Source organism: Streptomyces sp. EDA2-14 (assembly GCF_054963755.1).
The window spans coordinates 72,428-98,046 of the sequence record NZ_JBUEGE010000017.1 but is presented as its reverse complement, the minus strand read 5'-3'; the positions used below and the strand labels follow the sequence as shown (position 1 = coordinate 98,046).

Below are 25,619 nucleotides of genomic sequence, written 5' to 3'. Positions count from 1 at the left end.
GGTCAGTAGTCGAGCGGGTCCCGGCTGATGGGACAGGTCATGCAGTGGCCGCCGCCGCGGCCCCGGCCGAGCTCGGCGCCGACGATCGTGATGACCTCGACGCCCGCCTTGCGCAGCAGCGTGTTCGTCTGGGTGTTGCGGTCGTAGGTGAAGACGACGCCCGGTTCGAGGGCCACCGCGTTGTTGCCGCTGTCCCACTGCTGGCGCTCGGACGCGTACACATCGCCACCCGTCTCGATGACCTGGAGGTCTCCGATGCCGAGGGCCTTCGCCACGACGTCCGTGAACGCGGCCGAGCCCTCGTCGGTGATGTCCAGTCCGGGCGCCTTGTCACTGGGGCGCAGCGTGAACGTGTGCACCGAGTCCATGATCTTCGGATAGAGGGTGACGATGTCGCGGTCGGCGAACGTGAAGACGGTGTCCAGGTGCATCGCCGAGCGCAGCTTCGGCATCCCGGCGACGATGACCCGCTCGGCGGCGCCGCGCTCGAAGAGGGAGGCCGCGACCTGCGTGATGGCCTGCCGCGACGTCCGCTCGCTCATGCCCATCAGGACGACGCCCTTGCCGACGGGCATGATGTCCCCGCCCTCGAAGCTCGCCTGCCCCCACTCCTGTTCCGGATCGCCCCACCACACCGTGGAGCCCACGAAGTCCGGGTGGAACTGGTAGATCGCCTTCATCAGCAGCGTCTCGTCGTGCCGCGCGGGCCAGTACAGCGGGTTCAGGGTGAGGCCGCCGTACAGCCAGCAGGTGGTGTCGCGGGTGTAGAGGGTGTTGGGCAGCGGCGGCATCAAGTACTCGCGCACGCCGGTGGATTCGCGGGCCAGCGACACGTAGGGAGAGCGGTAGTCGTCCGGAAGGTCGGTGGTGGCGAGCCCGCCGATCAGGTACTCGGCGAGCATCCGGTGGTCGAGCCCCTCCAGGAACGCCCGGGTGTCGTCGATCAGGCCGATCCCGACCTGATTGGCGACGATCTTCCGGTCCAGGAGCCAGGACCTGGCCTCGGGGATCGCCATCGTCTCGGCGAGCAGCTCGTGCAGTTCGACGACCTCGACGCCGCGCCCGCGCAGCTTGTTGACGAAGTCGGCGTGGTCGCGCTGGGCGTTCTCCACCCACATCACGTCGTCGAACAGCAGGTCGTCCGCGTTGGTCGGGGTCAGCCTGCGGTGCGCGAGTCCCGGTGCGCAGACGAGGACCTTGCGGAGCCGGCCCACCTCGGAGTGGACGCCGTACGGGGCGGGGGCGGAGCTGTCGGGGTCGGTCACGGGGTGCCTCCCGGAGGGGGTGGGACGGAACGGTTCGGTCAGAGGCTGATCCAGCCTGCGGCCAGGGCGACGATGCCGAGCACGGCGCCGATGACGGAGACGGCGAGGACGACGAGCTCGCGCGGCGAGAACAGCCGGCGGCGCTGCTCGCGGCGGGCCATCACGAAGAGCACGGTGGCCGGCGCGTAGAAGATCAGCGAGACGAGGACGAACTTCAGCCCGGCCGCGTACAGCAGGAACGCCGTGTAGACGACGGCCAGGCAGGCGATCGTCAGCTCACGGTTCGAGGTGCGGCCGCCCGCGGTGAGCGGATCGGGGCGCAGACCGATCTTCGCGGCGAACGCGGCCGCGAGCAGATAGGGGATGAGGGAGAGGGCGCTGGTCAGATCGAGGGCGAAGTTGAACGCGTCGTCGGAGAACGCGGTGACGACGAGGACGACCTGGGTGAGCAGCGTCGTCATCAGCAGGGCGGGCATGGGTACGTCCGCCGCGTTGGCGCGGCGCAGGAAGCGCGGCATGTCGTCGTCCTTCGCGGCGACGAACAGCACCTCCGCGGCCATCAGCGTCCAGGCCAGATAGGCGCCGAGCACGGACACGATCAGGCCGACGCTGATGAAGACCTTGCCCCAGGTCCCGACCGCGTCCTCCAGGACGCCCGCCATGGACGGCTGACGCAGCTCGGCGATCTCGCTCATCGGCATGATCCCGTAACTGACGATCACGACCGAGGCGAAGATGGCGAAGACGCTGAGGAAGCCGAGGACCGTGGCCCTGCCGACGTCCTCGCGGCGCTTGGCGTGCCGCGAGTAGACGCTCGCGCCCTCCACGCCGAGGAAGACGAAGACCGTGGCCAGCATCGTGCCCTTGACCTGGCTGAACAGGGAGCCCGCGTAGTCGGCGCCGCCCCAGTTGTCGGCGAACACGCCGGGGTCGAAGAAGACGAGCGCCAGGATCACGAAGATGACGATCGGCACGACCTTCGCCACCGTCACGATCCTGTTGATGGCCGCGGCCTCCTTCACGCCGCGCCGGATCATCAGGAAGAACGCCCACAGGCCCACGGAGGAGAGGACCACGGCGAGCGCCGTGTCGCCCTCGCCGAGCCCCGACCAGATCGTGCCGACCGTCGACATGATCAGCACCCAGTACGTCACGTTGCCGACGCACGAGCTGGCCCAGTAGCCGAAGGCGGAGAAGAATCCCACGTACTCGCCGAAGCCCGCTTTGGCGTAGGCATAGACGCCCGCGTCCAGGTCGGGCCTGCGGACGGCGAGGGACTGGAAGACGAAGGCGAGCATGAGCATGCCCGTACCGGCGATCGCCCAGGAGATGAGCGCCCCCGCCACCCCCGTCTGCTCCGCGAACCGCGCCGGGAGGGAGAACACCCCGGCGCCGACCATGGAGCCGATGACCATGGTGGTCAGGGTGAACAGTGCCAGCTTCGCGGGCGGCGGGGAGGTCTGGGGCTCCGCGGAGGCCTGCTGCTCCATCTCGTCCCCTTCGGTCGTGGTGGGTGGGCGCCGGGACGCTCGGGGAACAGTTTTCTACCAAAGTGTTGCTAGGTGCACCTTTTGTAAATGCTTCCGGTGTTACGAGCGGTCCACTCCAAATGGCCGTTTCACCGAGTTGTGGGCAGCATGGTGCGAGCCGTCTCAGGAGAAGGACAAGCAGCCATGCATTCCTCATTGACCCCGGTGATCCTTCGCGAGCTGCGCGCGCAGCGCCCCTATCCCGCCGTGTCCCTGGCGATGCCCACGCACCGGCGACGACCGGAGAACAGCCAGGACCCGGTCCGGCTCGGCAACCTCGTCAGCGAGGCGGAGCGCCAGCTGTCGGCGGATCCCGCGGTGACGAAGGACCGGCAGGAGGACGTCGTCGAGCAATTGCGGGCCGCCGTCCAGGAGATCGACCTCGCCCATGTGCGCGACGGCCTCGTCGTCTTCGCGGCGCCCGGCGAGCACCAGGCCTGGGTCGTCGACCGCAGCGTCCCCGAGCGGGTCGTCGTCGCCGACACCTTCCTCACCCGGAACCTGGTCGCCGCCGACGCGGCGCGGCGCCCCTACTGGGTGCTGGCGCTCGCCGCCGACCGGATCACGCTGTGGGACGGCCGCGGCGACCGCGTCACCGAGTCCACCGAGCACGGCTTCCCGCTGACCCGCAGCCTCGAGGACCCGGACGCCGAACGCAAGGAACGCATCGGCGACCTGCCCAGCACCTTCCGCGACGAGCAGGCACGCCAGTTCTTCCGCGACGCGGACACCGAGCTGAGCGACGTGCTCGGCGAGGAACCCCGGCCCCTCTACGTCACCGGGGAGTCGGCCGCGCTCTCCCTCCTCACGGACGTCGGCAGCGCCGCGCAGGGCGCGATCGAGCTACCGGTCGGCGGCCTCGCGCAGGCCACCCCCGAGGAGGTCGTACAGGCGATCGCCCCGGCCCGCGAGGAAGCGGCGCGGCTCGCCGTCGCCGAGGCCCTGGACCAGCTGGAACAGGCGCGCGGCGAGAACAAGTACGCGGCGGGCGTCGACGAGGTGTGGCAGGAGGCCCAGGACGGGCGGATCCGCCGGCTCGTCGTCGAGGAGAACTACCGGATCACGGTGCGGGCCGGGGACGGCCATCTGGAACCGGCCGCCGACGACGACCTCGACGCCGTGCACGACATCGTCGACGAGGTCGTCGAGTCCGCCCTGGAGACCGGCGCGGACGTCGTGTTCGTCCCGGACGACACCCTCGCGGACGCCGGGCGCGTCGCCGCGGTGCTGAGGTTCTGATGCGGGCCCGGACGGCGGCAGCGCCGCTCGCCTGCGCGCTTGCGGGGGTGCTCGCCCTCGCCGCGTGCGGCTCAGGCGACGACAACGACACGGGCGCGAGCCCCAACGCGAGTGCGAGTTCCCCCGACGCGTCGAGGTTCTCCGGCACGCCGCCCTCGGCGCTCGCGTCGAAGAAGGAGTCGATCAAGGCCTCGGCGTCCGAGGCGGCGAAATCGGCCTCGGCGCGCGCCAGCGAACTGGAGGCTTCGGTCTCGGCGAACCTGGAGCGCAAGCGGCAGGAGTTCACCAAGCAGCTGGACAAGGCCGACGGGCGCGGAAACGCGGTGCGCGACGTCGAACTGACCGGCAAGCCCGTCTCGGACACCAACGGGGTGCGCGCCGTCGTCGTGAACATCACCAACACCACCGACAAGACCGCCTCGTACGCGGTGCAGGTCGACTTCAGCGACTCCGACGGCAAGGTCGTCGAGTCCAAGGTCGTCGGCGCCGAGGACCTGAAGGCGGGGGGCCGGGCGCAGCCGCTGGCGATCAGCACCAAGCCCCCCGAGCCGCATCTCAAGGCGAGTGTGGCGAAGGCACAGCGGTACTAGGCGGACACCGTCTCCTGCGTCGCGGCCGCGGAATCGGCCGCGACGCGGCGCTCGAAGTGGACCCGCAGCCGCAGCGTGCACCAGATGCCGATCGCGGAGACCGCCATCAGGGCGACGGCCGGTGGCCAGTACGCGCCACCGGCGAGCGACGACAGCCAGACCGCCGTGACCGGGGCGAAGCCCGCGAAGATCATGTTGCAGAGCTGGTAGGAGAGCGAGATGCCGGTGTAGCGCACGTGCGGAGCGAAACCGTCGGCGAGGATCGCGGCCATCGGCCCGTACAGCGCCGACATCACCAGACGCATCGCCAGCATCATCAGATAGATCAGCACCACGCTGCCGCCGCCCAGCACCATGAACTGCGGGACCGACAGCAGCACGACACCCGCGAGCCCCGCGACGACCACCTTGTGCGCGCCCACCTTGTCACCGAGCAGCGACAGCAGCGGTGTGACCACGAGCTCCAGGAACGCGGCGAGCGAGAGGCCGTTGAGCAGCACCGACTCCGACAGGTGCAGCGAGTCGGTGCCGTACGAGAGCAGATAGCTGGTCACCACGTAGTAGCCGCCGGTCGCCGTGGCGAGCGCGAAGACCCCGGTCAGGACCGTCCGCCAGTCCTTGTGCAGCACCTCGGCGACGGGCAGCCGGCGCGGCGTCCCCTGCTCGGCCTCCGCGGCGTGGATGTCCTCCATCACCGGGGAGTCCTCCAGCTTGGTGCGCACCACCAGTCCGATGACGACGAGGACCGCGGATGCGAGGAACGGGACGCGCCAGCCCCAGCTGTTGAACGCGGATTCCCCGAACAGGTTCATCAGGCTGAACATGCCGGTGGACAGCAACGCGCCCACCGAAGAGCCGAGTTGGGCGAACGAGCCGAAGAAGGTGGCCTTGCCCTTGGGCGCGTTCTCGACCGCGATCAGGACGGCGCCGCCCCACTCGCCGCCGATCGCGATGCCCTGGATCAGGCGCAGCGTGATAAGCAGGATCGGGGAGAGGACACCGACCTGGTCGTACGTCGGCAGCAGGCCGATCGCGAACGAGGCGATCCCCATCATCAACAGCGTGATGACGAGTGTCTTCTTGCGGCCGACGCGGTCGCCGACGTGCCCGAAGACGATGCCGCCGAGCGGACGGAGCAGGAAGCCGACGGCGAAGGTGGCGAAGGACGAGATCGTCTTCAGGGCCGTCGGCATGTCGGCGGGGAAGAAGACGTCGTTGAACACGATCGCCGCGGCGGTGGCGAAGGCGTAGAAGTCGTACCACTCGATGGAGGTACCGGACAGAGCGGCGAACGCCGTCCTGAACGGGCTCTGCGGGGAACGGTTCGTGGTGCGGTCCGGCAAGGGGACCTCCGGCGAAATGAGTGCGGTCGGGGACGGGACGTGCTCAGGTGTGGGGCTTGTGGGTGGGGGAGTGGCCCGAGGGGCGCGGGGAACGGCGCAACCGCAACCGCGGTGTGGGGTACCGTCGCGGCCGGGCCGCACCACGGTGCGGCCCGAACCCGACCCCTGCTACCCGCGGAGCGACCACGCTCGGCTGCCGCCGATCCACGTCTCCCGGACGCGGATCCCGGCCAACTCCTCGGCGGGCACGGTCAACGGATCGGCATCCAGCACGACGAAATCCGCCAGCATGCCGGAGGCGAGCGCGCCGACCGCGTGCTCGCGGTGCAGGGCGCTCGCCGCGGCGGCCGTGTGCGCGTGCAGGCCCGCCTCGACCGGCAGCCGCAGCGAGGCGTCGCCGAGGACGGTACCGAGCACGGTCCGCCGGGTGGCCGCGGCGGACACCGCCTCCAGCGGGGCGGGCGGGGCGACCGGTGCGTCCGAGGAGAAGACGACCGGGACCCCGGCGTCGGCGCAGCGGCCCGCCGGGTTGTACCGGTGCCCCATCTCGCCGATCGCGGTCAACGTGCCGTCGCCGGTGCGCAGATGGTGCTGCGGCTGCATGACGGGGACGACGCCGAGCGCGCCCATGCGCGCGATCTGCTCGTCCGTCGGCAGCCCCGAGTGCTCGACGCGGTGGCGCATCCCGGGCCGCTCCCGCTCGGCCTGCGCCTTCTCGATCGCGTCGAGCACCATGCCGATGGCGTACGGGGACTGGGCGTGCGTCGCGGTCTGCAGACCGGCCGCGTGGGCGCGGCGCACGATCTCCGCGTACTCCTCGACCGAGTGGTACAGCTGCCCGTGGTGGCAGCAGTCGGCCGCGTACCCCTCGGGGAAGTACGCGGTCCAGCCGCCGAGCGTGCCGTCGGCGTAGAACTTCACGCCCTGGATGCGGAACAGGTCGTCGCCGAAGCCGCGCACCGCGCCGAGTTCGAGGGCGGTGTCGAGCAGCGCGGAGGTCAGATACGCGGACACGCGCATGCGCAGCGAACCGTCCGCGCGCGCCCGCAGGTACGTCTCCATCTCGCGGCGCGACACCTGCGCGTCGCCGATCGTGGTGACACCGGAGGCGAGGAACACCTCCTGGGCGCGCAGCAGATGGTCGGCCATGATGTCCTCGGGCTCGGACAGGTGGAAGTTCGGCCCGTGGTTGCCGATCTTCACGCCGGCCGGTCCCGTGAGCAGGTCGCAGGCGGCGTCCCACAGCTGCCCGTCCGGCTCCCCGTTCTCGAAGTGGCCGATGCTGCCGCCCTCGGGCGACGGGGTGCCCGCCGTGATCCGGCAGGTGCGCAGTGTGTGGGAGTTGACGACGCCGCCGTGTCCTGAGGCGTTCATGACGTAGACCTCGCGGTCGTCGGCGACGCGGTCCAGGTCGTGGCAGCTGGGGTGGCGGCCCTCGGCGAGCCGCCGGTGCTCGTAACCGAAGCCGCGCACCGGCACCCCGGCGGGCAGCTCGCGGGCCGCCTCGCGCAGCACCTCGACGAGCGTGCCGATGTCGGGCACGCGCTCGGGCCGCAGGTCGACCCAGGCGAGCGCCTGCCCGTACATCACCGGGTGGCAGTGGGCGTCCACGAAGCCGGGGTGGACGAGACCGCCGTCGAGGCGCAGCTCCTCGTCGACCCGGCCGCCGAGGGCGGCGCGGGCCTCCTCGGCGGTGCCGACGTGCACGATGCGCTCACCGCGCACGGCGAGGGCCTCGGCCCGGACGGTGGCGCCGGCCGCGGCGACGGCGGCGCCGGTGACGAGGAGCGTGGACTCGGGGCAGCGGGGCATGACAGGCCTGCTTTCGACCGGGAACGTACGGGGAGTGTGCCGACAGACGATTCGGCTTGCAGAACCATAAAGAGCGAACGACTGATTGACCAGAGGGTCGGGTGAAGAATGTTTGTAAGGTCGAATCGCTTGTTTGATTCCGGATCGACTGTGCACCCCGGATCCGGTCGGCCGATCAGTCCGTGCGCGGCCCCAGGTCGTACCGCTCCTTGATCAGTTCGAGGTGGAGCCAGCTCTCCACCTCGCGCACGGCGGGCAGCGCGCGCATCTCCTCGAGCGTGGCCCGCACCGCCCCGAACGACTCCGCGGTGATCGTGCCGACCAGCTCCGCGCCGCCCAGGCACGTCGACAGGAACGTCACACGCCCGAAGGCCGCGACCTGATCGGCGACGTCCGCCGCCGCGCCCTCGACCCGCAGGCTGAATCCGCACAGGTACCCCATGCCGAGCACGTCGGGCCGCACGAGCGCGACCACCTTCGCGACCCCGCCGTCGAGCAGGCGCAGGGTGCGCGCACGGGTCGCCCCGGCCGACAGGCCCACGCGCGCCGCCAGCTCCGCGAAGGCCAGTCGTCCGTCGTCCTCGAGCTCGGCGAGGATCCGCTCGTCCACCGCGTCGAGCGCGCTCACGGTCGGTTCCCGTGTCAGCAGGTACGGGTCCTTGACGTGCCGGGTCGCGACGAGCGCGTCCACCGCGCGTACGCCGGGCAGCGCCCGGATCCGCTCGATGGTGCGGTCGAGCGCACCGAATCCCGCGGTGCGCAGCTCCGTCATGATGGCGCGCCGTCCGCTGGTCAGCGTCACGAACGGGGCCTCCGGAAGTGCGGCGATCGCGCGGGCCACCGGGTCCGCGGCGCCGTCGGTGTCGATCGCCAGATGCGCGGACGCCGACAGATCGCGCACGGCCGGGTGCACGATCGCCACGACCCGTACGGCGCCCGACTCCTGGAGTCGCTGCACCCGCATCCGCGCCGCGGGCCGGGACAGGCCCACGCGCTGCGCCAGCGTCTCGTACGTGAGGCGGCCGTCCGTCTGCAGCTCGCGCACGATGCCCAGGTCGGTCTCGTCGAGATCCACGTGCTGTTCCCCTCGGCGGTTCGGTGTCGGCCCGGCCGTGGACCGGCCGGGGTGCCCGCTCATTGTCGGCCACCGCAGGGGCGACCGTCTCGTCCGGTCTGGACAATCATGGCAGTCGAAACGTAGGTTCGTGTGCCGTAAGTCGTTCGAATCATTACTGATCGCCCTGGAGGATGGTGTGGCGCGACCCGTCGTCGTGATCACCGACACCGAGGAGCTGGACCCCGAACCGGGTGTGCAGCTCCTCGCCGACGCCGGCTGGGAGGTGCGGATCGTCGGCAGCCGGGACCCGGAGGCGATCGCCGCCGTCGCGCACGACGCGGACGCGCTGATCGTCGGGTACGCGCGCGTGGACGCGGCCCTGCTCGACCGCCTGCCCACGGTGCGCATGCTCGCCACCATGTCCGCCGGTTACGACATGATCGACATCGCCGAGGCGGAGCGGCGCGGTCTGTGGGTGGCGAACCTGCCGCACGCCGCGACCGAGGACGTCGCCGTGCACGCGCTCGCGCAGGCCCTCGCCCTGACCCGCCGCCTGCCGCAGGCCGACGCGGTGGTCCGCTCGGGCGGCTGGAGCGGCGAGTTCGGCGAAGTGCCGCGCCGGACGAGCGAGTTGACGCTCGGGATCGTCGGCATGGGGCGCATCGCCCGCACCCTCGCCCGGCTCGCTGCGCCGCTCTTCGGCCGGATCGTCGCGCACGACCCGCGCGCCACGAACTGGCCCGACGGAGTCGAACGCGCCGACCTGGACACGCTCGTGGAGAGCGCCGACGTGCTCTCGCTGCACGTGCCCTCCACCCCGCAGACGCAGGGCATGGTCGACGCCGGACTGCTGGCCCGCATGCGCCCCGGCAGTGTCCTCGTCAACGTCTCGCGCGGCGACCTCGTGGACCCGCACGCCCTGCTCGCCGCGCTCGACAGCGGCCGGCTCGCGGCCGCCGCCCTCGACGTCTTCCCCGTCGAACCGCCCGCCGCGGACGACCGCCTGCGCAGCCACCCGCGCCTGCTGCTCTCCCCGCACAGCGCCTTCCTGTCCGACGCCTCGCTGCGCGCCTACGTCACGGAACCCGCGCGCAACGTGCTCGCGTGGTGGGACACCGGGCGCCCGCACACCCCCGTCGTCGACCCCACGACTCGTACCGACTCCCTCAACGCCCCTCGTACGCAAGGAGCACTCGCGTGACCGACACCCTCACCGCCCCCGTCACGGCCGACGACGCCGCCGCGGAAGAGCTGCGCCTGCGCCGTGAACTGGCCGCCGTCTACCGGCTCGTCGCGCACTTCCGGATGACCGACCTCATCTTCACGCACATCTCGCAGCGGCTTCCGGGTCCTGACAACCACTTCCTGATCAACCCCTACGGCCTGCTCTTCGAGGAGATCACCGCCTCGAACCTGGTCAAGATCGACCTGGACGGCAACGCGGTCGAGCCGAGCCCGCACCCCGTCAACCCGGCCGGCTTCATGATCCACAGCGCGATCCACAAGGCCCGCCCCGACGCCCACTGTGTGCTGCACACCCACACCAAGGCGGGCTGCGCCGTCGCCGCGCAGCAGGGCGGGCTGCTCCCGGTCAACCAGATGTCGATGGAGTTCCACAACCGCGTCGGTTACCACGACTACGAAGGTGTGGCCCTCAACTTCGACGAGCAGAAGCGCCTCGTCGAGGACCTCGGCGGCCACCCCGCGCTGATCCTGCGCAACCACGGTCTGCTGACCGTCGGGGAGAGCGCCAAGCAGGCGTTCCTGCGCATGTACTACCTGGAGAAGGCCTGCGAGATCCAGGTCACCGCCCAGGCCGGCGGCCAGTTGATCATCCCGTCCGAGCAGGTCTGCGAGTACACGGCGCAGCAGCTCACGGGCGAGGGCGAGGCATCCTCGGACGTCGAGGACGACATCGCGTACGACCTGGCGTGGGGCGCCCTGCTGCGGCTCGTGGAGCGGATCGCGCCCGACTACAAGGAGTGAGAAGTGGGGCGGCGCGCACCGTGACGCCGGATGCGCGCCGCCCCTGGATCACCTGCTCGAGTACGGCAACAGCGCCATCTCGCGGGCGTTCTTCACGGCGGCGGTCACCTGGCGCTGCTGCTGGACCGTGAGGCGGGTGACACGACGGCTGCGGATCTTGCCGCGGTCGGAGATGAACTGCCGCAGCAGATCGGTGTCCTTGTAGTCGACGTAGGTGATGCCGGCCGCGTCCAGCGGGTTCGGGCGCGGCTTGGCGGGCTTGCGCGGCGTGCGCGTACGGGGCATGTCTGTGTCCCTTCGGTGGTGTCGGTGGTGGTCAGCGCGCCGGGTCGAGGAGCGGGTCGAAGGCGGCGGGGAGCCGCCGCCAGCCGTCCGGGCCCGCGCCGTACTCGTCGTCGGTGAGCAGGCAGGAGTCGAGCAGGGCGGTCAGTCCCTCGCGGTCGAGTGCGGGGGAGGTGAACACCAGGTGCTGGCAGCGGTCGCCGTGCTCCGGGTGCCAGTCGACGGCCGCCGCCGCGCGCCGCTGCGCGGGGACCATCTCCCAGGCGGCGTCGGGCAGCGCGTGCAGCCACGGCCCGCAGTCGTCGACGCCCAGGGCGCCGCCCGCCGCGTCCCAGGCCAACAGCGTGTCGGGGCGGTCGGCGAGCCAGAAACGCCCGCGGCTGCGGGCCGCCGCGCAGCACAGGTCCTCCAGGGCGTCGTACAGCCGTTGCGGATGGAACGGCCGGCGGCGGTGCCACACGAGCGTGCTGACCCCGGCCTCCTCCGTCTCCTGCGGGAGCCGGGCGCAGGCGGGGTGCTGGGCGGTGCGTGCCGCCTCGGCGTCGAACCCGGCGAGGGCGAGCTCGGCCAGTTCGGCCGAGCGGGACGCCGCCTGGATCCCCGTCGGGTGCAGCTGGGTGAGCAGGGCCCGGTCCTCGTCGTCGGCCTCGGGGCTTTCGGTGACGGCGACGACCGTGGCGTACTCCAGCTGCCGGGCCCAGGTGTCCGCGACGGTGCGCTGATCGGTGGCGGCCGCCGCGAGCCCCGCCTCGGCGAGGTCGCCGCCGTTGCCGAGGAAGGGCAGGACGAGGGCCGGGTCGACGGCCGTCACGACGCCGGTCAGCCTCAGCAGCGGCTCCGCGTGCGCGGCGACGACGTCCGCCATGGCCTGCGGCTCCACGGAGTCCCACAGCTCCACGACGGCGAGCCGGGTCAGTCCGTCCCCGGCGAGCCGTTCCAGTTCGGGTACGAGGTCCTCGCGCAGGGCGCAGCAGGCGCAGTCGTTGACCAACGGCGCCTCGCCGCGGCCGAGTTCACCGGACGCGTTCCGGATCGTGCGGGTCACCGTGCCGGACGGCGCGGTGCCGAGGTCGTGGTGCAGGGCCACGCTCGACGGCACCGCGTCGAGCAGGCCCCGCACCACCTCCCGGCGCGCGTCGGCGTGCAGGCCGCCGACGATGACGACGGGCATGCGGTCGAGGCCGGGGTCCTCCATCACCGGGCGGCTCGACGGCCGTAGCGACGCTCGAAGCGCTCGACGCGGCCGGCGGTGTCCATGACGCGGGCCGTGCCGGTGTAGAAGGGGTGGCTCGCCGAGGACACCTCGACGTCGTACACGGGGTAGGTGCGGCCGTCCTCCCACTCGATCGTGCGGTCGGTGGTGAGTGTGGAACGGGTCAGGAAGGCAAAGCCGGCGGCCTTGTCGCGGAAGACGACGGGCCGGTAGGCGGGGTGGATGCCGGACTTCATGGCGGGCTCCCTCTGGTTCGTGCGGTTGTGCGGTCCTGCGGTTGAGCGGTTGAGCGGTCTTGCCGGGCGGGAGGTTCAGCGCTCCTCGCGGAACTCGACGTGGCGGCCGACCACCGGGTCGAACTTGCGCAGGGTCAGCCGGTCGGGGTTGTTCCTGCGGTTCTTGCGGGTCACGTAGGTGTGGCCCGTCCCTGCCGTGGAGCGGAGTTTGACGATCGGGCGGAGTTCGTTGCGTGCCATGTGGCTAGTATATGGAAATGGATTCCATTTTCAATAGTGGGTCCGTGAGCACCGACGAACGAGACAACCCAGACGACAGAGAGGGGCCGCATGTCCGCCCGCTGCCAGCTGACGGGGGCCGAACCGCGCTTCGGCAACCGCATCTCCCACTCGCACCGGCGCACCTCGCGCCGCTTCGACCCGAACATCCAGCGCAAGCGCTACTGGCTGCCGAGCGAGGGGCGCTCCGTGCGGCTGACCCTGAGCGCCAGGGCGGTCAAGACGGTCGACGTGATCGGCGTCGAGGCCGCGGTGGCGCGCATCCGTGCCCGAGGGGAGCGCGTCTGATGGCCAAGAAGAGCAAGATCGCCAAGAACGAGCGGCGCAAGGAGGTCGTCGCCCGGTACGCCGCCCGGCGCGCGGAGCTCAAGGAGACCGTCCGCCGCCCCGACACCCCGGAGGCCGACCGTGCCGCGGCCCTGGCGGAGCTGCGCCGCCAGCCGCGTGACGCCAGCGCGACGCGGGTCCGCAACCGCGACAGCGTGGACGGCAGGCCGCGCGGTCACCTGCGCAAGTTCGGCCTGTCCCGCGTAAGGCTGCGGGAGGAGGCGCACGCCGGTCACCTGCCGGGGGTCACCAAGTCGTCCTGGTGACGTAGCCCCACCGATGCGCCCGACCAGGTATCAATCCTGGTCGGGCGCCCCCAATGGGTGAACCCCCGGGCCGCGTGGGCAGGCGCGGCAGGCCCGATCGACGGACCATGGGGGAAGCCGAAGTGCGTCGAGCCGAGGGGAGTGCCGCAGGTGGGTGGCGCGCGCGAGCACGAAAGCCCCGAGGAGACCGACGAGAAGCAGGGGGATCAGGGGCGGGAACACGGCGCGGAGGTGCCCGGCGGGGCGGCTGCGTCCGGCGCGGCGGGGGCAGGTGAAGAGACATCGAGGGACGAAGGTTCGGCGGCTCCTGGGGATGCGGAGGCGCCCACGGGTGTCGAGGCTCCCGGAGGCTCGGAGGCGTCCGGAAACGCGCCGGCGTCCGGAAACGCGCCGGCGTCCGGAAGCGCGCCGGCGTCTGGAGGCGCGATGGTGTCCGAAGCCGTGGAGGTGCCCGAAGGCGGCGGCGTTCCCGTGGGCGCCGATCTTCCCGGAAAGTACGACGTCGAGGTCCGGCAGGTCGAAGGGCTCAACCGGATGGCCGGGCCCGCTGTCGGGGGAAGCGACGAGGAGCCGGTACGGGCCCGGCATCGGGACACCGATCTGCTGGTCACCGGGCACGCCCTCGCACGCGTCGCCTCGCTCGGGGAGGCGCTCGCCCTGATCTCCCAGTTGGCCGACGACAGCTTCCCGCTCTGCGGGCAGGCGGTCTTCCGGGCGGACCGGGAGATGCTGCACTGCGTCGGCCGGATCGGCCTGGGGGACGGCGAGACCGACGCGTTCCGGCTGCCGCTGAGCGACGCCCACCCCGCCGCGCAGGTGGCCAGGACCGGCCGCCCCGTGGTGCTCACCTCGCCGCAGGACTACCGGGACCGGTTCCCGGTCACCGACGAGTGCCCCGGCGGGGAGCTGCACGAGGCGTGGGCGTTCCTGCCGCTCACCACGTACGGCCAGCTCACTGGCGTGTGGATGGCGGCGTTCGGCGCCCCGGTGGAGACGACCGGCAGCATCGGCACCTTCCTGCTGAGCATCGCCCGGCTGCTCGGTCAGTGCATCGAGCAGACATACGAGGGCCAGGCGGATCTCGCCCTCTCGCAGAGCCTGCGCAGCAGTATGGGCCGCATCGACCCCGGCCCCGAAGGGCTCACCGTCACCGCCCGGTACGTGCCCACGGGCGGCGGTCTCATGGTCGGTGGCGACTGGTTCGACAGCATCACCCTGCCCAACGGCCGCCTCGGTCTGGTGATCGGCGACGTCCAGGGGCACGACATGCACGCCGCCGGGCTGATGTCCCAACTGCGCACCGCCATCCACGCCTACGCGGCCGAGGGGCACGGCCCGGACGCCGTCCTCGTACGCGCCTCCCACTTCCTCGCATCGCTCGGCGAGGACCGCTTCGCCACCTGCATCTACCTGGAGGCCGACCCCGCGACGGGCACGCTGCGCATCGCCCGCGCAGGCCACCCGCACCCGGTGCTGCGGCTGCCGGACGGCACCTGTCTGCTCAAGCACGTGCGCGGCGGCCTGCCCCTGGGGCTCGACCTCGGCGAGGACGACTACCCGGTCAGCGTCGTGACGCTGCGCGAGAACGAGATCATGATGCTGTGCACGGACGGCCTGATCGAGTCCGGCGGCCACGACATGTACTCCGGCTGGCTCCGGGTCCGCACCGCGCTCACCCCCGGCGGCCCCGACGACATCGACGGCATGGCCGACCGGCTCATGAACGCGGTCGTGGCCCCGCAGCCCGCCCAGCCCGGCGACCGGCCCGTCACCTCCTTCACGGAGGACGACATCGCCCTGCTGCTCCTGCGCCGCGACCCCTCCGTCGACCACGGGGACCTGCCCGGACGCACTCTGCGGTTCACCCTCGAACAGGACCAGGCCCAGGGGCTCGCCGACGCCCGCATCGAGTTCCAGGGCCTGCTCCACGACTGGGCCCGCCCCGAACAGGTCGACACCGTCCTGCTGCTCGTCTCCGAACTCCTCGGCAACGTACTGATCCACACCGAGCACGCCGCCGTGCTGCGTGCCGACATCAGCGGCGCCGAGGGGCGGCGCCGGCTGCGCGTGGAGGTCTCCGACCGCAGCGACGAGGTCCCCTCCCGCCGCGCCCCCGGCGAACTCTCCTCCTCCGGCCGCGGCCTCGTCCTCCTCGACCTCCTGGCCCACCGGTGGAACCTCCGCCCGGAACCCGAGGGCAAGACCGTGTGGTTCGAACTGGACGAGGACGGGCCGGAAGAGCCCTGACCCCTGTGGAGACGGCCCGAACACTGCCTGAGCACCCGTCACATCATGGCGCGTCACGGGATCTTGACACCGGCGTCAATGGGTGGTGGTTTAGACCACGTTCCCTGACCGGTAGGTGAGGGTCCACTTCTGTGGAGGTGCAGTGTCTCGCATGCCTGAACGTCATTCGTCCTGTCATCCCCGTCCTGCCAGGCCCCTGCTCGCCGGTGCCGCGCTCCTGCTGACCCTGGGCACGTTCGCCGCGCCAGCGCAGGCGCTCGACGCTTCGCCGGCTCCCGCGTCCGGTGCCGCCGCGTCGGCGGCGTTGCCCGTCGTCACGCCCACGCCGCAGCACATGAGATCGGCGGGTGCCGACCTTCGTGTCCCGGACCGCGCGCGCCTCGTCCTCGGTGACGGCGTCGACGCGTCGACCGTCGAGGTCGTCAAGCGGGCGCTGGCCGCTGCCGGGGTGCGCTCCGTCGACTCGACGCGGGCCGCCGACGCCGCCAACAAGCCCGCCGCTCCTGGTGTGTTGACCGTCGTGGTCGGCTCCGTCAAGGACGCCGCGGTGGCCGACGCGCTCAAGGGTGCGGGCGGCACGGTGCCCGGCACCCTGAACGCGGAGGGCTACTCCCTCGCCTCCCGAAGTGCCCCCGGACGGGGCACCGTTGTGCTCGCGGGCAACGACGGTGACGGTGTCTACTACGCCGCCCAGACCCTGCGCCAGCTGGTGACCGGACCGCACACCATCGCGGCGGTGTCCGTCACCGACCACCCGAGCATGCCGCTCCGTGGCAGCATCGAGGGCTTCTACGGCGCGCCCTGGTCGCACAGCGACCGCGTCGACCAACTCGCCTTCTACGGCGACATCAAGGCCAACACGTACATCTACACGCCGAAGGACGACACGTACCTGCGGGAGAAGTGGCGCACGCCCTATCCCGCCGACAAGCTCGCCGATCTGCGTCAACTGATCGAGCAGGCCGCCACCCACCACGTCGACTTCACCTATGCGCTCTCTCCGGGGCTGTCCGTCTGCTACAGCGACCCCGACGACGTGCAGGCCCTGAAGGAGAAGCTGGGCACGCTGTACGAGCAGGGCGCGCGCAGCTTCTACGTGGCACTCGACGACATCAGCTACACCAAGTGGAACTGCGAGGCGGACCAGGCGAAGTACGGGGCACCGGGCCGGGCGGCGGCGGGACAGGCCCAGACCGACCTGCTCAACGCGGTGCAGCACGACTTCATCGACACCCACGAGGGTGCCAAGCCCCTCCAGTTCGTCCCCACCGAGTACTCCGACACGGCGGACTCCGCGTACAAGTCCGTGCTGCGCGAGCAGTTGGACCCGAAGGTCGTCGTGCAGTGGACGGGCACCGACGTCGTGCCGCCCGCCATCAGCCTCGCGGACGCGCAGGCGGCGTCCAAGGTGTGGGGACGCAAGGTCTTCCTCTGGGACAACTACCCGGTCAACGACTACGGGCAGACCACGGGCCGGCTCCTGATGGCCCCGTACGACAAGCGGGACGCCGGACTGCACAAGGAGTTGAGCGGCATCGTGCTCAACCCGATGAACCAGGCCGCGCCGAGCAAGGTGGCGCTCTTCGGCGGCGCGTCGTTCGCCTGGAACGACGAGAGCTACGACCCGGACCGCACCTGGCGCGCGGCCGCCGACTACCTGGCGGGAGGTGACCGCGCCACCGCGCGGGCCCTGCTCGCCTTCTTCGACACCGAACACCTGGCGCCCACCTTCGGCGACACCAACTGGCAGCCGCAGGCGCCCGAACTCGCCGCGCGCCTCGCGCAGTTCCGCAAGGCGTGGGACGGCGGAACGCGCGCCGAGCGCCACTCCGCGCTGCGAAAGCTCTCCGCCTACGCCGGCGTACTCGCGGGCGCACCCGAGCAGATCCGCGCCGGGGTGCCCGACAAGGCGTTCCTCGCGCAGACGAAGCCGTGGCTCGATGCCCTCGACCTGTGGGGCGACGCGCTGAACGCCACGCTCGACGGCTTGCGCGCCCAGCTGAACTCCGGTACGGGGGATGCCGATTTCGCCAAGGCGGCCGACCTGGCGAAGCGGGCCTCCGCCATCACCACCATCCCCGGAACCACCCGGCCGCAGGGGCCGGTGAAGGTGGCCGACGGCGTGCTGGACACATTCGTCAAGGAGGCGCCCACGAGCTGACACCCGGCACCAACGCCCGCTCCGGTACGCGACCGGGGCGGGCGTCGTCGTTTCCCCGGGTCCCGCGTCCCCCGGCCTAAACCACCCTCCGCCAACAGGGTTCTGCGAACGGCTACTTCGGGCCAATTCGCGCCGGTGGTCCATGCCTCTGGCGGGCGCGGGGCGCGAAAGTCGTCCACGCGGTTGTGTGGGCGTATGAAGTGTGCCCTGTTGCCACATCGCCGCAGGTCACTGTGGGGGCGTCAGGGATGTGGAGGGCGCCGGTGGCAGCTGATCGTGTAGCCAATCACAAACCTTGACCACAAATTCCACACATCTCTCTCGACAGGCGGCCTCGATGGTCTAGATTGACCGTGCTTCACATGCCGGGACACTAGGCGACAAAAGGTGATCCGAGGGTCTGGTGCTGCGCGCGGCCGACCGCCGCGCCTCCGGATCCGAAGAGGGGGGGATCGGTTCTTGGTGTCCGAGAGGGGGCCTTGGGTGCGGGGAACACCTGAGGGGTCGAGGTCGACGGGTCCCGAAGACCTCGGTGCGCGAGTCTCGGACACCTTCACGTCCGCTGCCGACTGAGCGGACGGCACATCCAGCGCTGCTTCACACCCGGGCAAGACATGTGCGGGAGGCGGGGTCTCCCGAAATGAGGAGCGGCGCGACACGGGGGGCGGGGGCCTCCCGAGGAGGGGAAACAGTGCGGGGGGCGGGGGTCCTCCGCAGGGGGGAGGAATCGTGTTGGGCGAGCACGTGGAACCCGCCGGAGACTCGGACGGGGCTGTACAACAAGGGGAATTGGTCAGCCCGTTCCCACCGGTGAGCGGGCGGCCGGTGCACGGGGCTCTCCGTCGGCCCGCGGCCGACTGGGAGCAGCGGTACCGGCGTACCGTGATCATCAGCGACACCTTGGCCACGGCTCTCGTCGTGGCCGCGTTCGGTGGCTTCTTCGGTGTGCGGGACGCGGCCAACTGGCACGAGAAGTGGAAGATCCTCGCGTTCGGCACCGAGTTGCTGGTCCTGGGCGCGCTGGCCGTGAGCCGCTCGTGGGCCCCGGCCGTGCTCGGCCAGGGCGCGGAGGAATTCCGCCGGCTGGGGCGCTCGCTGTTCACGGCGACCGTCGTGCTGGCGCTCGGCGGGATAGCCCTCACCTCGCGGAACATCAAGCTGTGGATCTTCGTGGCGATCCCCGCGATCGCACTCGTCACGATGACCGCCAGATATGTGCTGCGCCTGTGGCTGCACAGACAGCGCAAGGAAGGACGCTGCCTGCGGCCGGTGCTGGCCGCCGGAAGTCCGGCCACCGTGCGCGACCTGATCAGCCGGACCCGCAAGTTCCCGCACATCGGCTGGCAGGTGGAGGCGGTCTGCACGACGAACGGGCACGGGGTGGACGGCGACCGCCTCGACGGAGTGCCCGTCGTCGGACCCCTGACCGACGTCGCGAGCCACGTGTCGCGCGACGGCTACCGGGTCGTCGCGGTCACCCCCGACCCGCACTGGACCCCTGACCGGCTGCAGCGGCTGGCCTGGAACCTGGAGGGCAGCGACGCCGAAATGGTCGTGGCTCCCGTGCTGATGGAGGTGGCGGGACCGCGGCTGCACGTCGACGCGGTCCTGGGGATACCGCTGCTGCGCGTCAGCATGCCGGCCTTCACCGGCGGACGCCGGGCCATCAAGGAGATCGTCGACCGGCTGGGCTCCGCGTTCCTGATCCTGCTGTTCGCACCGCTGATGGTGCTCGTCGGGCTGTTCGTCCTGTTGGACAGCCGGGGCGGGGTGTTCTACCGGCAGCGCAGAGTCGGCAAGGACGGAGCCGAGTTCACCATTCTCAAGTTCCGCACCATGGTCGCCGGCGCCCACGGAAAGCGTGAGGTGCTCGCCGACCTGAACGAGGGGGCGGGGCTGCTGTTCAAGCTCCGCAGCGACCCGCGGGTGACCCGGGTGGGGCAGGTGCTGCGGCGCTACTCGCTCGACGAACTCCCGCAGCTGTTCAACGTACTGACGGGGTCGATGTCGCTCGTCGGCCCCCGGCCTCCGCTGCCCGAGGAGTCCGCGGCGTACGGACCCGACATCCGGCGGCGGCTGCTGGTCAAGCCGGGACTCACCGGCCTGTGGCAGATCAGCGGACGCAGTGACCTGCCGTGGGAGGAGGCGGTCCGCCTCGACCTGCGGTACGTCGAGGACTGGTCGCTGGCCCTGGACACGGTGATCTTGTGGAAGACGCTGCGCGCCGTGCTCCACGGGCAGGGGGCCTACTGAAGCGCGGGGGTGCCGCCACGGCGGCGCACAGAAAGTCGGCAGGCCACAAGGGCCTGCTCTGGGGGGAGGAACAGTCATGAGAATCAGCGTCTTGGGGCTCGGATACGTGGGCTGTGTGTCGGCCGCGTGTCTGGCGGGCCAGGGCCACGAGGTCATAGGCGTGGATGTCAACCACGCCAAGGTCGACCTCGTCAACGACGGCAAGGCCCCTGTGGTCGAGGAGCGGATCGGTGAACTCACTGCGGAGGTCGTGCGCAGCGGAGCCCTGCGCGCCACCACCGACGTCCGCGAGGCGGTACTGGGCAGCGACATGTCGTTGATCTGCGTCGGCACGCCGTCGGAGCCCAACGGCAGCCTGTGCACCACGTACTTGGAGCGGGTCGCGGAACAGATCGGCGCCGCGCTCGCCGAGCGGAAGGGGCAGGGACCGCGGCACACGGTCGTGTTCCGCAGCACCATGCTGCCGGGCACCTGCCTGAACCTGCTGGTGCCCATCCTGGAGAAGAGCCTCGGCGGCACGGCGGGCGTGGACTTCGGCGTCGCGGTCAACCCGGAGTTCCTGCGCGAGGGCACGAGTGTGCGGGACTTCTTCGACCCGCCCAAGACCGTCATCGGCCAGCTCGACCAGGCGAGCGGCGACGTGGTGGCGGCCCTGTACGAAGGGCTGCCCGGCGAGGTGTTCCGGGTCCCGGTGCCGGTGGCCGAGGCCATCAAGTACGCGGACAACTCGTTCCACGGACTCAAGATCGGCTTCGCGAACGAGCTGGGCGCCGTCTGCCAGGCGCTCGGGGTGGACTCGCACCAGGTGATGGATGTCTTCCTCGCCGACCGCAAGCTCAACATCAGCCCTGCCTACCTGCGCCCCGGCTTCGCCTTCGGCGGCTCCTGCCTCCCCAAGGACCTGCGCAGCCTCGTGCACGCGGCGCAGCGGGCCGACGTCTCCGTACCCATCCTCGGCCATGTCCTCGCCTCCAACTCCGCTCATCTGCAGAGGGCGTTGGAGCTCGTCGAGCGCACCGGCAAGCGCAAGGTGGGTCTGTTCGGCCTGTCCTTCAAGCCCGGCACCGACGACCTCCGTGAGAGCCCGCTCGTCGAGCTGGCGGAGCGGCTCTACGGCAAGGGGTACGACCTCAAGATCTACGACGCCAACGTGAGCCTCTCCCGGCTGATGGGCGCCAACCGCGAATACATCGAGAACCGGCTGCCGCACCTCGCGCAGCTGCTCGCGGACTCCGTCGACGAGGTGCTCGAACACGCAGAGGTGTGCCTCGTCGGCACCAGGGATCAGGCCGTCCTGTCGGCCCTCCCGCACAGCGGTGGCCCGGTGGTCGTCGATCTCGTCCGCCTTCCCGACGCCGAGGCGCGCCGGGCCGAACCGGGATACATGGGCCTTGCTTGGTAACGCCATGAACGACGCAACAACCAGCGACGGCGCGCCCCAACGGCGCGCGCTCATCCTGGTGGAGAACCTGTCGGTCCCCTTCGACCGACGGGTCTGGCAGGAGTGCACGACACTGCGCGACGCGGGCTGGACGGTGCACGTCATCTGTCCGCAGGGCACGAAACGCGACACGGAACCGGAGGCGGTGATCGACGGGGTACGGATCCACCGCTACCCCCTGCGCGCCGCCACCGGCGGACCGGCCGGCTATCTGCGCGAGTACGGCTCCGCGCTGTGGCACACGGCCCGCCTCGTCCGCACGGTCGGACCGGTCCATGTCGTGCACGCCTGCAACCCGCCCGACCTGCTGTTCCTGGCCGCGCGGTGGCTGAAGCGGCGCGGCGCCAGATTCGTCTTCGACCAGCACGACCTGGTGCCCGAGCTGTACCTGTCGCGGTTCGACCGCGGCGAGGACCTGCTCTACCGCGGCGTGTGCGCGCTCGAACGGCTCACCTACCGCGCCGCGGACGTCGTGCTCGCCACGAACGAGAGTTACCGGGACGTCGCGCTGGGCCGCGGCGGCAAGCGGCCGGACGACGTGTTCGTGGTGCGCAGCGCCCCGCAGATCGAGCGGTTCCAACCGGTGCCGCCCGAGCCGGAGTTGAAGCACGGCAAGCCCCATCTGCTCTGCTACCTCGGCGTCATGGGACCTCAGGACGGTGTCGACTACGCCCTGCGGGCCCTCGCCAAGCTGCGCGACGAACTCGGACGCACCGACTGGCACGCCGTGTTCATCGGCTCCGGCGACGCCTTCGACGCGATGGTGGAGCTGTCCCGCGAACTCGGACTCGAGGACCAGGTGCAGTTCACCGGGCGCATCCCCGACGCCGATCTGGTGCGCTACCTGTCCACCGCGGACGTCTGCCTCTCGCCCGACCCCCGCAATCCGCTCAACGACGTGTCGACCATGAACAAGGTCCTGGAGTACATGGCCATGGGCCGGCCGATCGTCTCGTTCGATCTTCGCGAAGCACGCGTCTCCGCAGGTGACGCGGCTGTCTACGCGCGTGCCAACGACGAGTCCGAATTCGCCGTACTCGTCGGTCGGCTGCTCGACGACCCGGAGCAGCGGGCCCGGATGGGCAAGCTCGGCCAGGAGCGGATCGGCGGTCCGCTGTCCTGGAGCAACTCGCAGGCCTCGCTGCTCGCCGCGTACGACGCCGCAGTGGCGGGGCGCGACCAGGCACGGGCAAGGAGGAGGCGGCGTCGTTGAGCGAGGACACGATCCGCCTGGTCACGATCGGTCGGATTCTCCGTAAAAGGTGGCGGCTTCTCGCCGCCCTCACCGTGGTCGGCGCGCTGTTCGGCTACGGCGTCTCGGTGGTGTTCCCCCCGCGGTACACGGCGGCGGCCTCCGTGCTGCTGCCGGGCCAGTGGGAGGAGCGCGAACTGCTCACCCAGGTGGACATCGCGACCAGCTCTTCGGTGGTCGACCGCGCTGCGGCCAAGCTCGGCTGGGCCGGCGTCAGCGGCAACGACCTGCGCGGCAAGGTGACCGCCAAGGCCGCCGACGGGAACATCATCACGATCTCCGGCACCGCCGAGACACCGAAGCGCGCACAGCAGCTCACCGACCGGGTGGCCCAGCAGTTCGTCGGGTTCTCCACGCGCATCTCCGGCGGCGCGACCGACGCCGACGCGGCGGCAGGACCCGAGGCGCTGCGCAAGAAGGTGCAGGAGACCAACCGCCGGATCACGAAGCTGGCGGACTCGGCCGACCCCGGACGGACCGTGGAGAGCGTGCAGGCCCGCACCGCGCTCGAGAACCTGCGCAACTCGCTGGAGGCGGCCATGAAGAAGCTGGAGGAGGCCGACCCGGCGGCAAACAAGGCGAGTCTGGTCGTCATGGGCCCCGCCACCCGGCCCACCGGCCAGTCACCGCCGACGCGAACACAATTCGTCGCCGCGGGTGCGCTGCTGTTCCTCCTGGTCGCGGTCATCGGCCACCTCACCGCCGCCCGCATGAACCGCCGACTGCGCGGCGAGCAGGAGATCGCCGCCGCCCTCGGCTCCACGGTCCTCGGGGCCGTCGACGTGCCCGGCGAGGCGCACGAGCGCCGGAGCCACGGCAGCGGACCGCGGGCCCGGCTCGGCCGCCTCCTCGGCACCGACGTCCCGTGGGACGTACCGGCCCCGCAGCGCTCCGGCGACGAGACGGCCCGGCGCACCCGCTACCGCCGGGTGTGCGACCGCATACGCGGCCAACTCCCCGCTCCACGAAGGCTGTTGGCCGTCGTTCCGGACGGCGACGAACTCGCCCTGCGGGCCGCGGGGCTGCTCGTCACCGAAGCCAAGGGCGATCCGGCGCTGCGGATCGTCGTCGTCCCGGTCGACCGGCCGATCGTGCCCGACCGCGGCACCGAGTCCGGCGCCGTCGTCGTCCTCAGCGCGGGCAGCTGGACCGCGGACGAACTCACGGGCATCGCCGGGGCGTGCGCCGACGGCGGGCACGAGATCGCCGGCGTCGTCGTGGCGGGAGCGGTCAGAACCGGCCCGGCGCACGCCGCCGGAGAGACACCCGATCACGCCACCCCGGCGCTCGCGGTGCGCGGCCACGCGACGGGAGGCTCGGCGTGACGACGAGCAGAAGTACGGAGTCGTCGACGGGCACCCCGCTCGTCGACCTGCACGCACTGGTGGTGGCGGTACGCAGACGCCGCCGCCTGTGGGGCGCCATGGCGGTGCTCGGGTTCCTGGCCGGAGCGGCGGTCGCGGTCCTGATGCCGCCGCCACCGAGCGCGGTGACCAAGGTGCTGGTCGCCCACGAGGAGGACCAGCCCAACGACACCGGCACGCTGATCCGCACCGACATCGAGGTGCTGGGCACCACACGGATCGCCCGGGACGCCCTGCGGACCCTCAAGTCCACGGAGAAGCCCGAGGACTTCCTGCGGGAGTACCACGGCACCGGTCTGACCAACAACGTGCTGCAGATCGACGTCGAGGCCGACACCGACGCGCAGGCGGTGGACCGCGCCAAGGCGCTCGCCGACGCCTTCGTCGCCGACCATGTGCGGCGGATGCAGTCGACCGCGGAGGCGGAGGCCAAGGCCCTGCTGGACCAGCGCGACCGGATGCGCCAGGAACTCGCACGGGTCAACAAGGAGATCGGCAACCGCTCGCCCGACGACCCGGAGGGGTCGGCCGGCATCGAGACGCTGTTCTCCCGCCGCGCCGAACTCAACTCGCGGATCGCCGACTTCGACCAGCGAGCCGCGGAGGCCCGCACCGGCACACCCAAGGTCGTCTCCGGCACGGAGATCGTGGACGCCCCGCGCGCGGTCGAGCACTCGCTGCCCAAGTCGGCGGCCACCAACGCCGCGATCGGGCTCGTCCTCGGGCTCGTCCTCGGCCTCGGTCTCTCCGCGGTCGGCGCCGTGGTGGCGGACCGGCCCGTGCTGCGCCGGGACATCTCGGCCAACCTGGGCGCCTCCGTGATTGCGGAGCTGCCCCGCCGCTCGGGCGCCCCCTGGCGGCGCAAGGGCGTCCGCGCGACCCGCGAACGCCTCACCGCGACGCTGGCCCGCGCCGTGCACGGCTCCGCGGAACCGCTGTCGCTCCTCGAACTGGGCTGCGCGCGCGGCACGGGTGTCATCGCCCTCGACCTCGCGACGGCACTGGCGGGGGAGGGCCCGGTGGTCGTCATCGACGGACTGCCGGGAGCAAAGCTCGCCGGCCACCGCCCGCAGCCGGGCGGACCGACCGTCGTCGGCGCCGAGCACGCCGCGAGCGTGTCGCCGCATGACCGGGCGATCGGCGTCGGCTCGGTGGCACCCGGCACGGCGTGGACCGACCTCCAGTACCTCGGCACCCAGACCGTCCTCGTCGTACGGGCCGGGCACGGCAGCACCGCGTGGCTGCACACCGTGGCCCGCCAGCTCGCCGAGCAGCGCATCCCGGTGGTCGGCATCGTGCTGATCGACCCCGACCCGCGGGACCGCACCGACGGCACCCTCTGGGACGGCCTGCACACCGCGCTGCGCGGCCGGGGGGACCGGCAGGCCCGGCAGAACGGGGCGGGATCGAGGCGCACGGAGCGGGGGCCGGTGTGGGCCGCACGGGGCGCGGACAACGACCAGGAGGTCAGGTAAGT

The 25,619-nt window shown here is 71.4% G+C and carries 22 protein-coding genes; 13 read left to right on the top strand and 9 right to left on the bottom strand.

Translation table 11 applies throughout. The features are described 5' to 3' along the window. Positions 1-2 precede the first annotated feature (2 nt). The gene (locus tag ACY34M_RS31375; protein WP_462721761.1) at positions 3-1,265 is read right to left on the bottom strand and encodes an arginine deiminase; all 1,263 of its coding nucleotides are present in this window, start codon (positions 1,263-1,265) and stop codon (positions 3-5) included. A gap of 38 nt (positions 1,266-1,303) precedes the next feature. Continuing rightward, the gene (locus tag ACY34M_RS31370; protein ID WP_462721762.1) at positions 1,304-2,755 is read right to left on the bottom strand and encodes a basic amino acid/polyamine antiporter; all 1,452 of its coding nucleotides are present in this window, start codon (positions 2,753-2,755) and stop codon (positions 1,304-1,306) included. A 183-nt stretch (positions 2,756-2,938) separates the two neighbouring features. Here ACY34M_RS31370 and ACY34M_RS31365 point away from each other — a divergent pair, with 183 nt between their 5' ends. Together ACY34M_RS31365 and ACY34M_RS31360 are read left to right on the top strand one after the other, a co-directional pair. Further along, positions 2,939-4,033, top strand: coding sequence for a baeRF3 domain-containing protein (locus ACY34M_RS31365; RefSeq protein WP_462721763.1), 1,095 nt, complete (start codon positions 2,939-2,941; stop codon positions 4,031-4,033). After that, a complete protein-coding gene (locus ACY34M_RS31360; protein WP_462721764.1) occupies positions 4,033-4,623 on the top strand; it encodes a hypothetical protein in 591 nt (196 codons plus the stop codon). Before ACY34M_RS31365 ends, ACY34M_RS31360 begins: the two co-directional genes overlap by 1 nt. Here the strand turns inward: ACY34M_RS31360 and ACY34M_RS31355 are convergent. The 3 genes from ACY34M_RS31355 to ACY34M_RS31345 all read right to left on the bottom strand — a co-directional run bounded on the left by ACY34M_RS31355 (position 4,620) and on the right by ACY34M_RS31345 (position 8,853). Continuing rightward, positions 4,620-5,966: an MFS transporter gene (locus ACY34M_RS31355; RefSeq protein ID WP_462721765.1), complete on the bottom strand. Its 1,347-nt coding sequence runs from the start codon at positions 5,964-5,966 to the stop codon at positions 4,620-4,622. The two genes, ACY34M_RS31360 and ACY34M_RS31355, sit on opposite strands and share 4 nt — an antisense overlap. Before the next feature lie 168 nt (positions 5,967-6,134). Continuing rightward, a complete protein-coding gene (locus tag ACY34M_RS31350) occupies positions 6,135-7,778 on the bottom strand; it encodes an amidohydrolase (RefSeq protein ID WP_462721766.1) in 1,644 nt (547 codons plus the stop codon). Between the two features lie 175 nt (positions 7,779-7,953). Then, entirely contained in the window at positions 7,954-8,853 is a 900-nt protein-coding gene (locus tag ACY34M_RS31345; RefSeq protein WP_462721767.1) for an Lrp/AsnC family transcriptional regulator, read from the bottom strand. A 178-nt stretch (positions 8,854-9,031) separates the two neighbouring features. On the opposite strand from ACY34M_RS31345, the gene ACY34M_RS31340 reads away from it, so the two are divergent. Both ACY34M_RS31340 and ACY34M_RS31335 read left to right on the top strand, forming a co-directional pair. Then, entirely contained in the window at positions 9,032-10,036 is a 1,005-nt protein-coding gene (locus ACY34M_RS31340; protein ID WP_462721768.1) for a C-terminal binding protein, read from the top strand. After that, positions 10,033-10,821: a class II aldolase/adducin family protein gene (locus tag ACY34M_RS31335; RefSeq protein WP_462721769.1), complete on the top strand. Its 789-nt coding sequence runs from the start codon at positions 10,033-10,035 to the stop codon at positions 10,819-10,821. Before ACY34M_RS31340 ends, ACY34M_RS31335 begins: the two co-directional genes overlap by 4 nt. A 48-nt stretch (positions 10,822-10,869) precedes the next feature. Here the strand turns inward: ACY34M_RS31335 and rpsR are convergent, their stop codons facing one another. From rpsR to rpmG, 4 genes are all read right to left on the bottom strand, one after another. Beyond that, positions 10,870-11,106 carry a 30S ribosomal protein S18 gene (rpsR, locus tag ACY34M_RS31330; protein ID WP_462721770.1) on the bottom strand — a complete coding sequence of 79 codons (237 nt, stop codon included), beginning with the start codon at positions 11,104-11,106 and terminating at the stop codon, positions 10,870-10,872. Positions 11,107-11,137: 31 nt separating this feature from the next. Beyond that, positions 11,138-12,298 (bottom strand): CobW family GTP-binding protein, encoded by a 1,161-nt coding sequence (locus tag ACY34M_RS31325; protein ID WP_462721771.1) that lies wholly within the window; start codon positions 12,296-12,298, stop codon positions 11,138-11,140. After that, on the bottom strand, positions 12,298-12,552 hold the full coding sequence (locus ACY34M_RS31320; RefSeq protein WP_462721772.1) for a type B 50S ribosomal protein L31: 255 nt from the start codon (positions 12,550-12,552) through the stop codon (positions 12,298-12,300). Before ACY34M_RS31320 ends, ACY34M_RS31325 begins: the two co-directional genes overlap by 1 nt. Before the next feature lie 75 nt (positions 12,553-12,627). Beyond that, on the bottom strand, positions 12,628-12,792 hold the full coding sequence (gene rpmG / locus ACY34M_RS31315) for a 50S ribosomal protein L33 (RefSeq protein ID WP_462721773.1): 165 nt from the start codon (positions 12,790-12,792) through the stop codon (positions 12,628-12,630). A gap of 90 nt (positions 12,793-12,882) precedes the next feature. On the opposite strand from rpmG, the gene rpmB reads away from it, so the two are divergent. The 9 genes from rpmB to ACY34M_RS31270 all read left to right on the top strand — a co-directional run bounded on the left by rpmB (position 12,883) and on the right by ACY34M_RS31270 (position 25,617). Then, entirely contained in the window at positions 12,883-13,119 is a 237-nt protein-coding gene (gene rpmB, locus ACY34M_RS31310; RefSeq protein WP_462721774.1) for a 50S ribosomal protein L28, read from the top strand. Then, a complete protein-coding gene (rpsN, locus tag ACY34M_RS31305) occupies positions 13,119-13,424 on the top strand; it encodes a 30S ribosomal protein S14 (RefSeq protein ID WP_462721775.1) in 306 nt (101 codons plus the stop codon). Before rpmB ends, rpsN begins: the two co-directional genes overlap by 1 nt. Positions 13,425-13,850: 426 nt before the next feature. Beyond that, complete coding sequence (locus tag ACY34M_RS31300; RefSeq protein WP_462721776.1) at positions 13,851-15,671, top strand: SpoIIE family protein phosphatase; 1,821 nt, start codon at positions 13,851-13,853, stop codon at positions 15,669-15,671. 151 nt (positions 15,672-15,822) lie between these two features. Further along, positions 15,823-17,832, top strand: coding sequence for a beta-N-acetylhexosaminidase family protein (locus ACY34M_RS31295; RefSeq protein WP_462721777.1), 2,010 nt, complete (start codon positions 15,823-15,825; stop codon positions 17,830-17,832). Between the two features lie 789 nt (positions 17,833-18,621). Next, positions 18,622-20,085, top strand: a complete 1,464-nt coding sequence (locus tag ACY34M_RS31290; protein ID WP_462721778.1) for a sugar transferase — start codon at positions 18,622-18,624, stop codon at positions 20,083-20,085. 76 nt (positions 20,086-20,161) lie between these two features. Beyond that, positions 20,162-21,487 carry a nucleotide sugar dehydrogenase gene (locus ACY34M_RS31285; RefSeq protein WP_462721779.1) on the top strand — a complete coding sequence of 442 codons (1,326 nt, stop codon included), beginning with the start codon at positions 20,162-20,164 and terminating at the stop codon, positions 21,485-21,487. Between the two features lie 4 nt (positions 21,488-21,491). Beyond that, entirely contained in the window at positions 21,492-22,739 is a 1,248-nt protein-coding gene (locus tag ACY34M_RS31280) for a glycosyltransferase family 4 protein (RefSeq protein WP_462721780.1), read from the top strand. After that, positions 22,736-24,103, top strand: a complete 1,368-nt coding sequence (locus ACY34M_RS31275) for a YveK family protein (protein WP_462721781.1) — start codon at positions 22,736-22,738, stop codon at positions 24,101-24,103. The genes ACY34M_RS31280 and ACY34M_RS31275 overlap by 4 nt, the downstream gene beginning before the upstream one ends. After that, the gene (locus ACY34M_RS31270; protein WP_462721782.1) at positions 24,100-25,617 is read left to right on the top strand and encodes a Wzz/FepE/Etk N-terminal domain-containing protein; all 1,518 of its coding nucleotides are present in this window, start codon (positions 24,100-24,102) and stop codon (positions 25,615-25,617) included. The genes ACY34M_RS31275 and ACY34M_RS31270 overlap by 4 nt, the downstream gene beginning before the upstream one ends. Positions 25,618-25,619 lie beyond the last annotated feature (2 nt).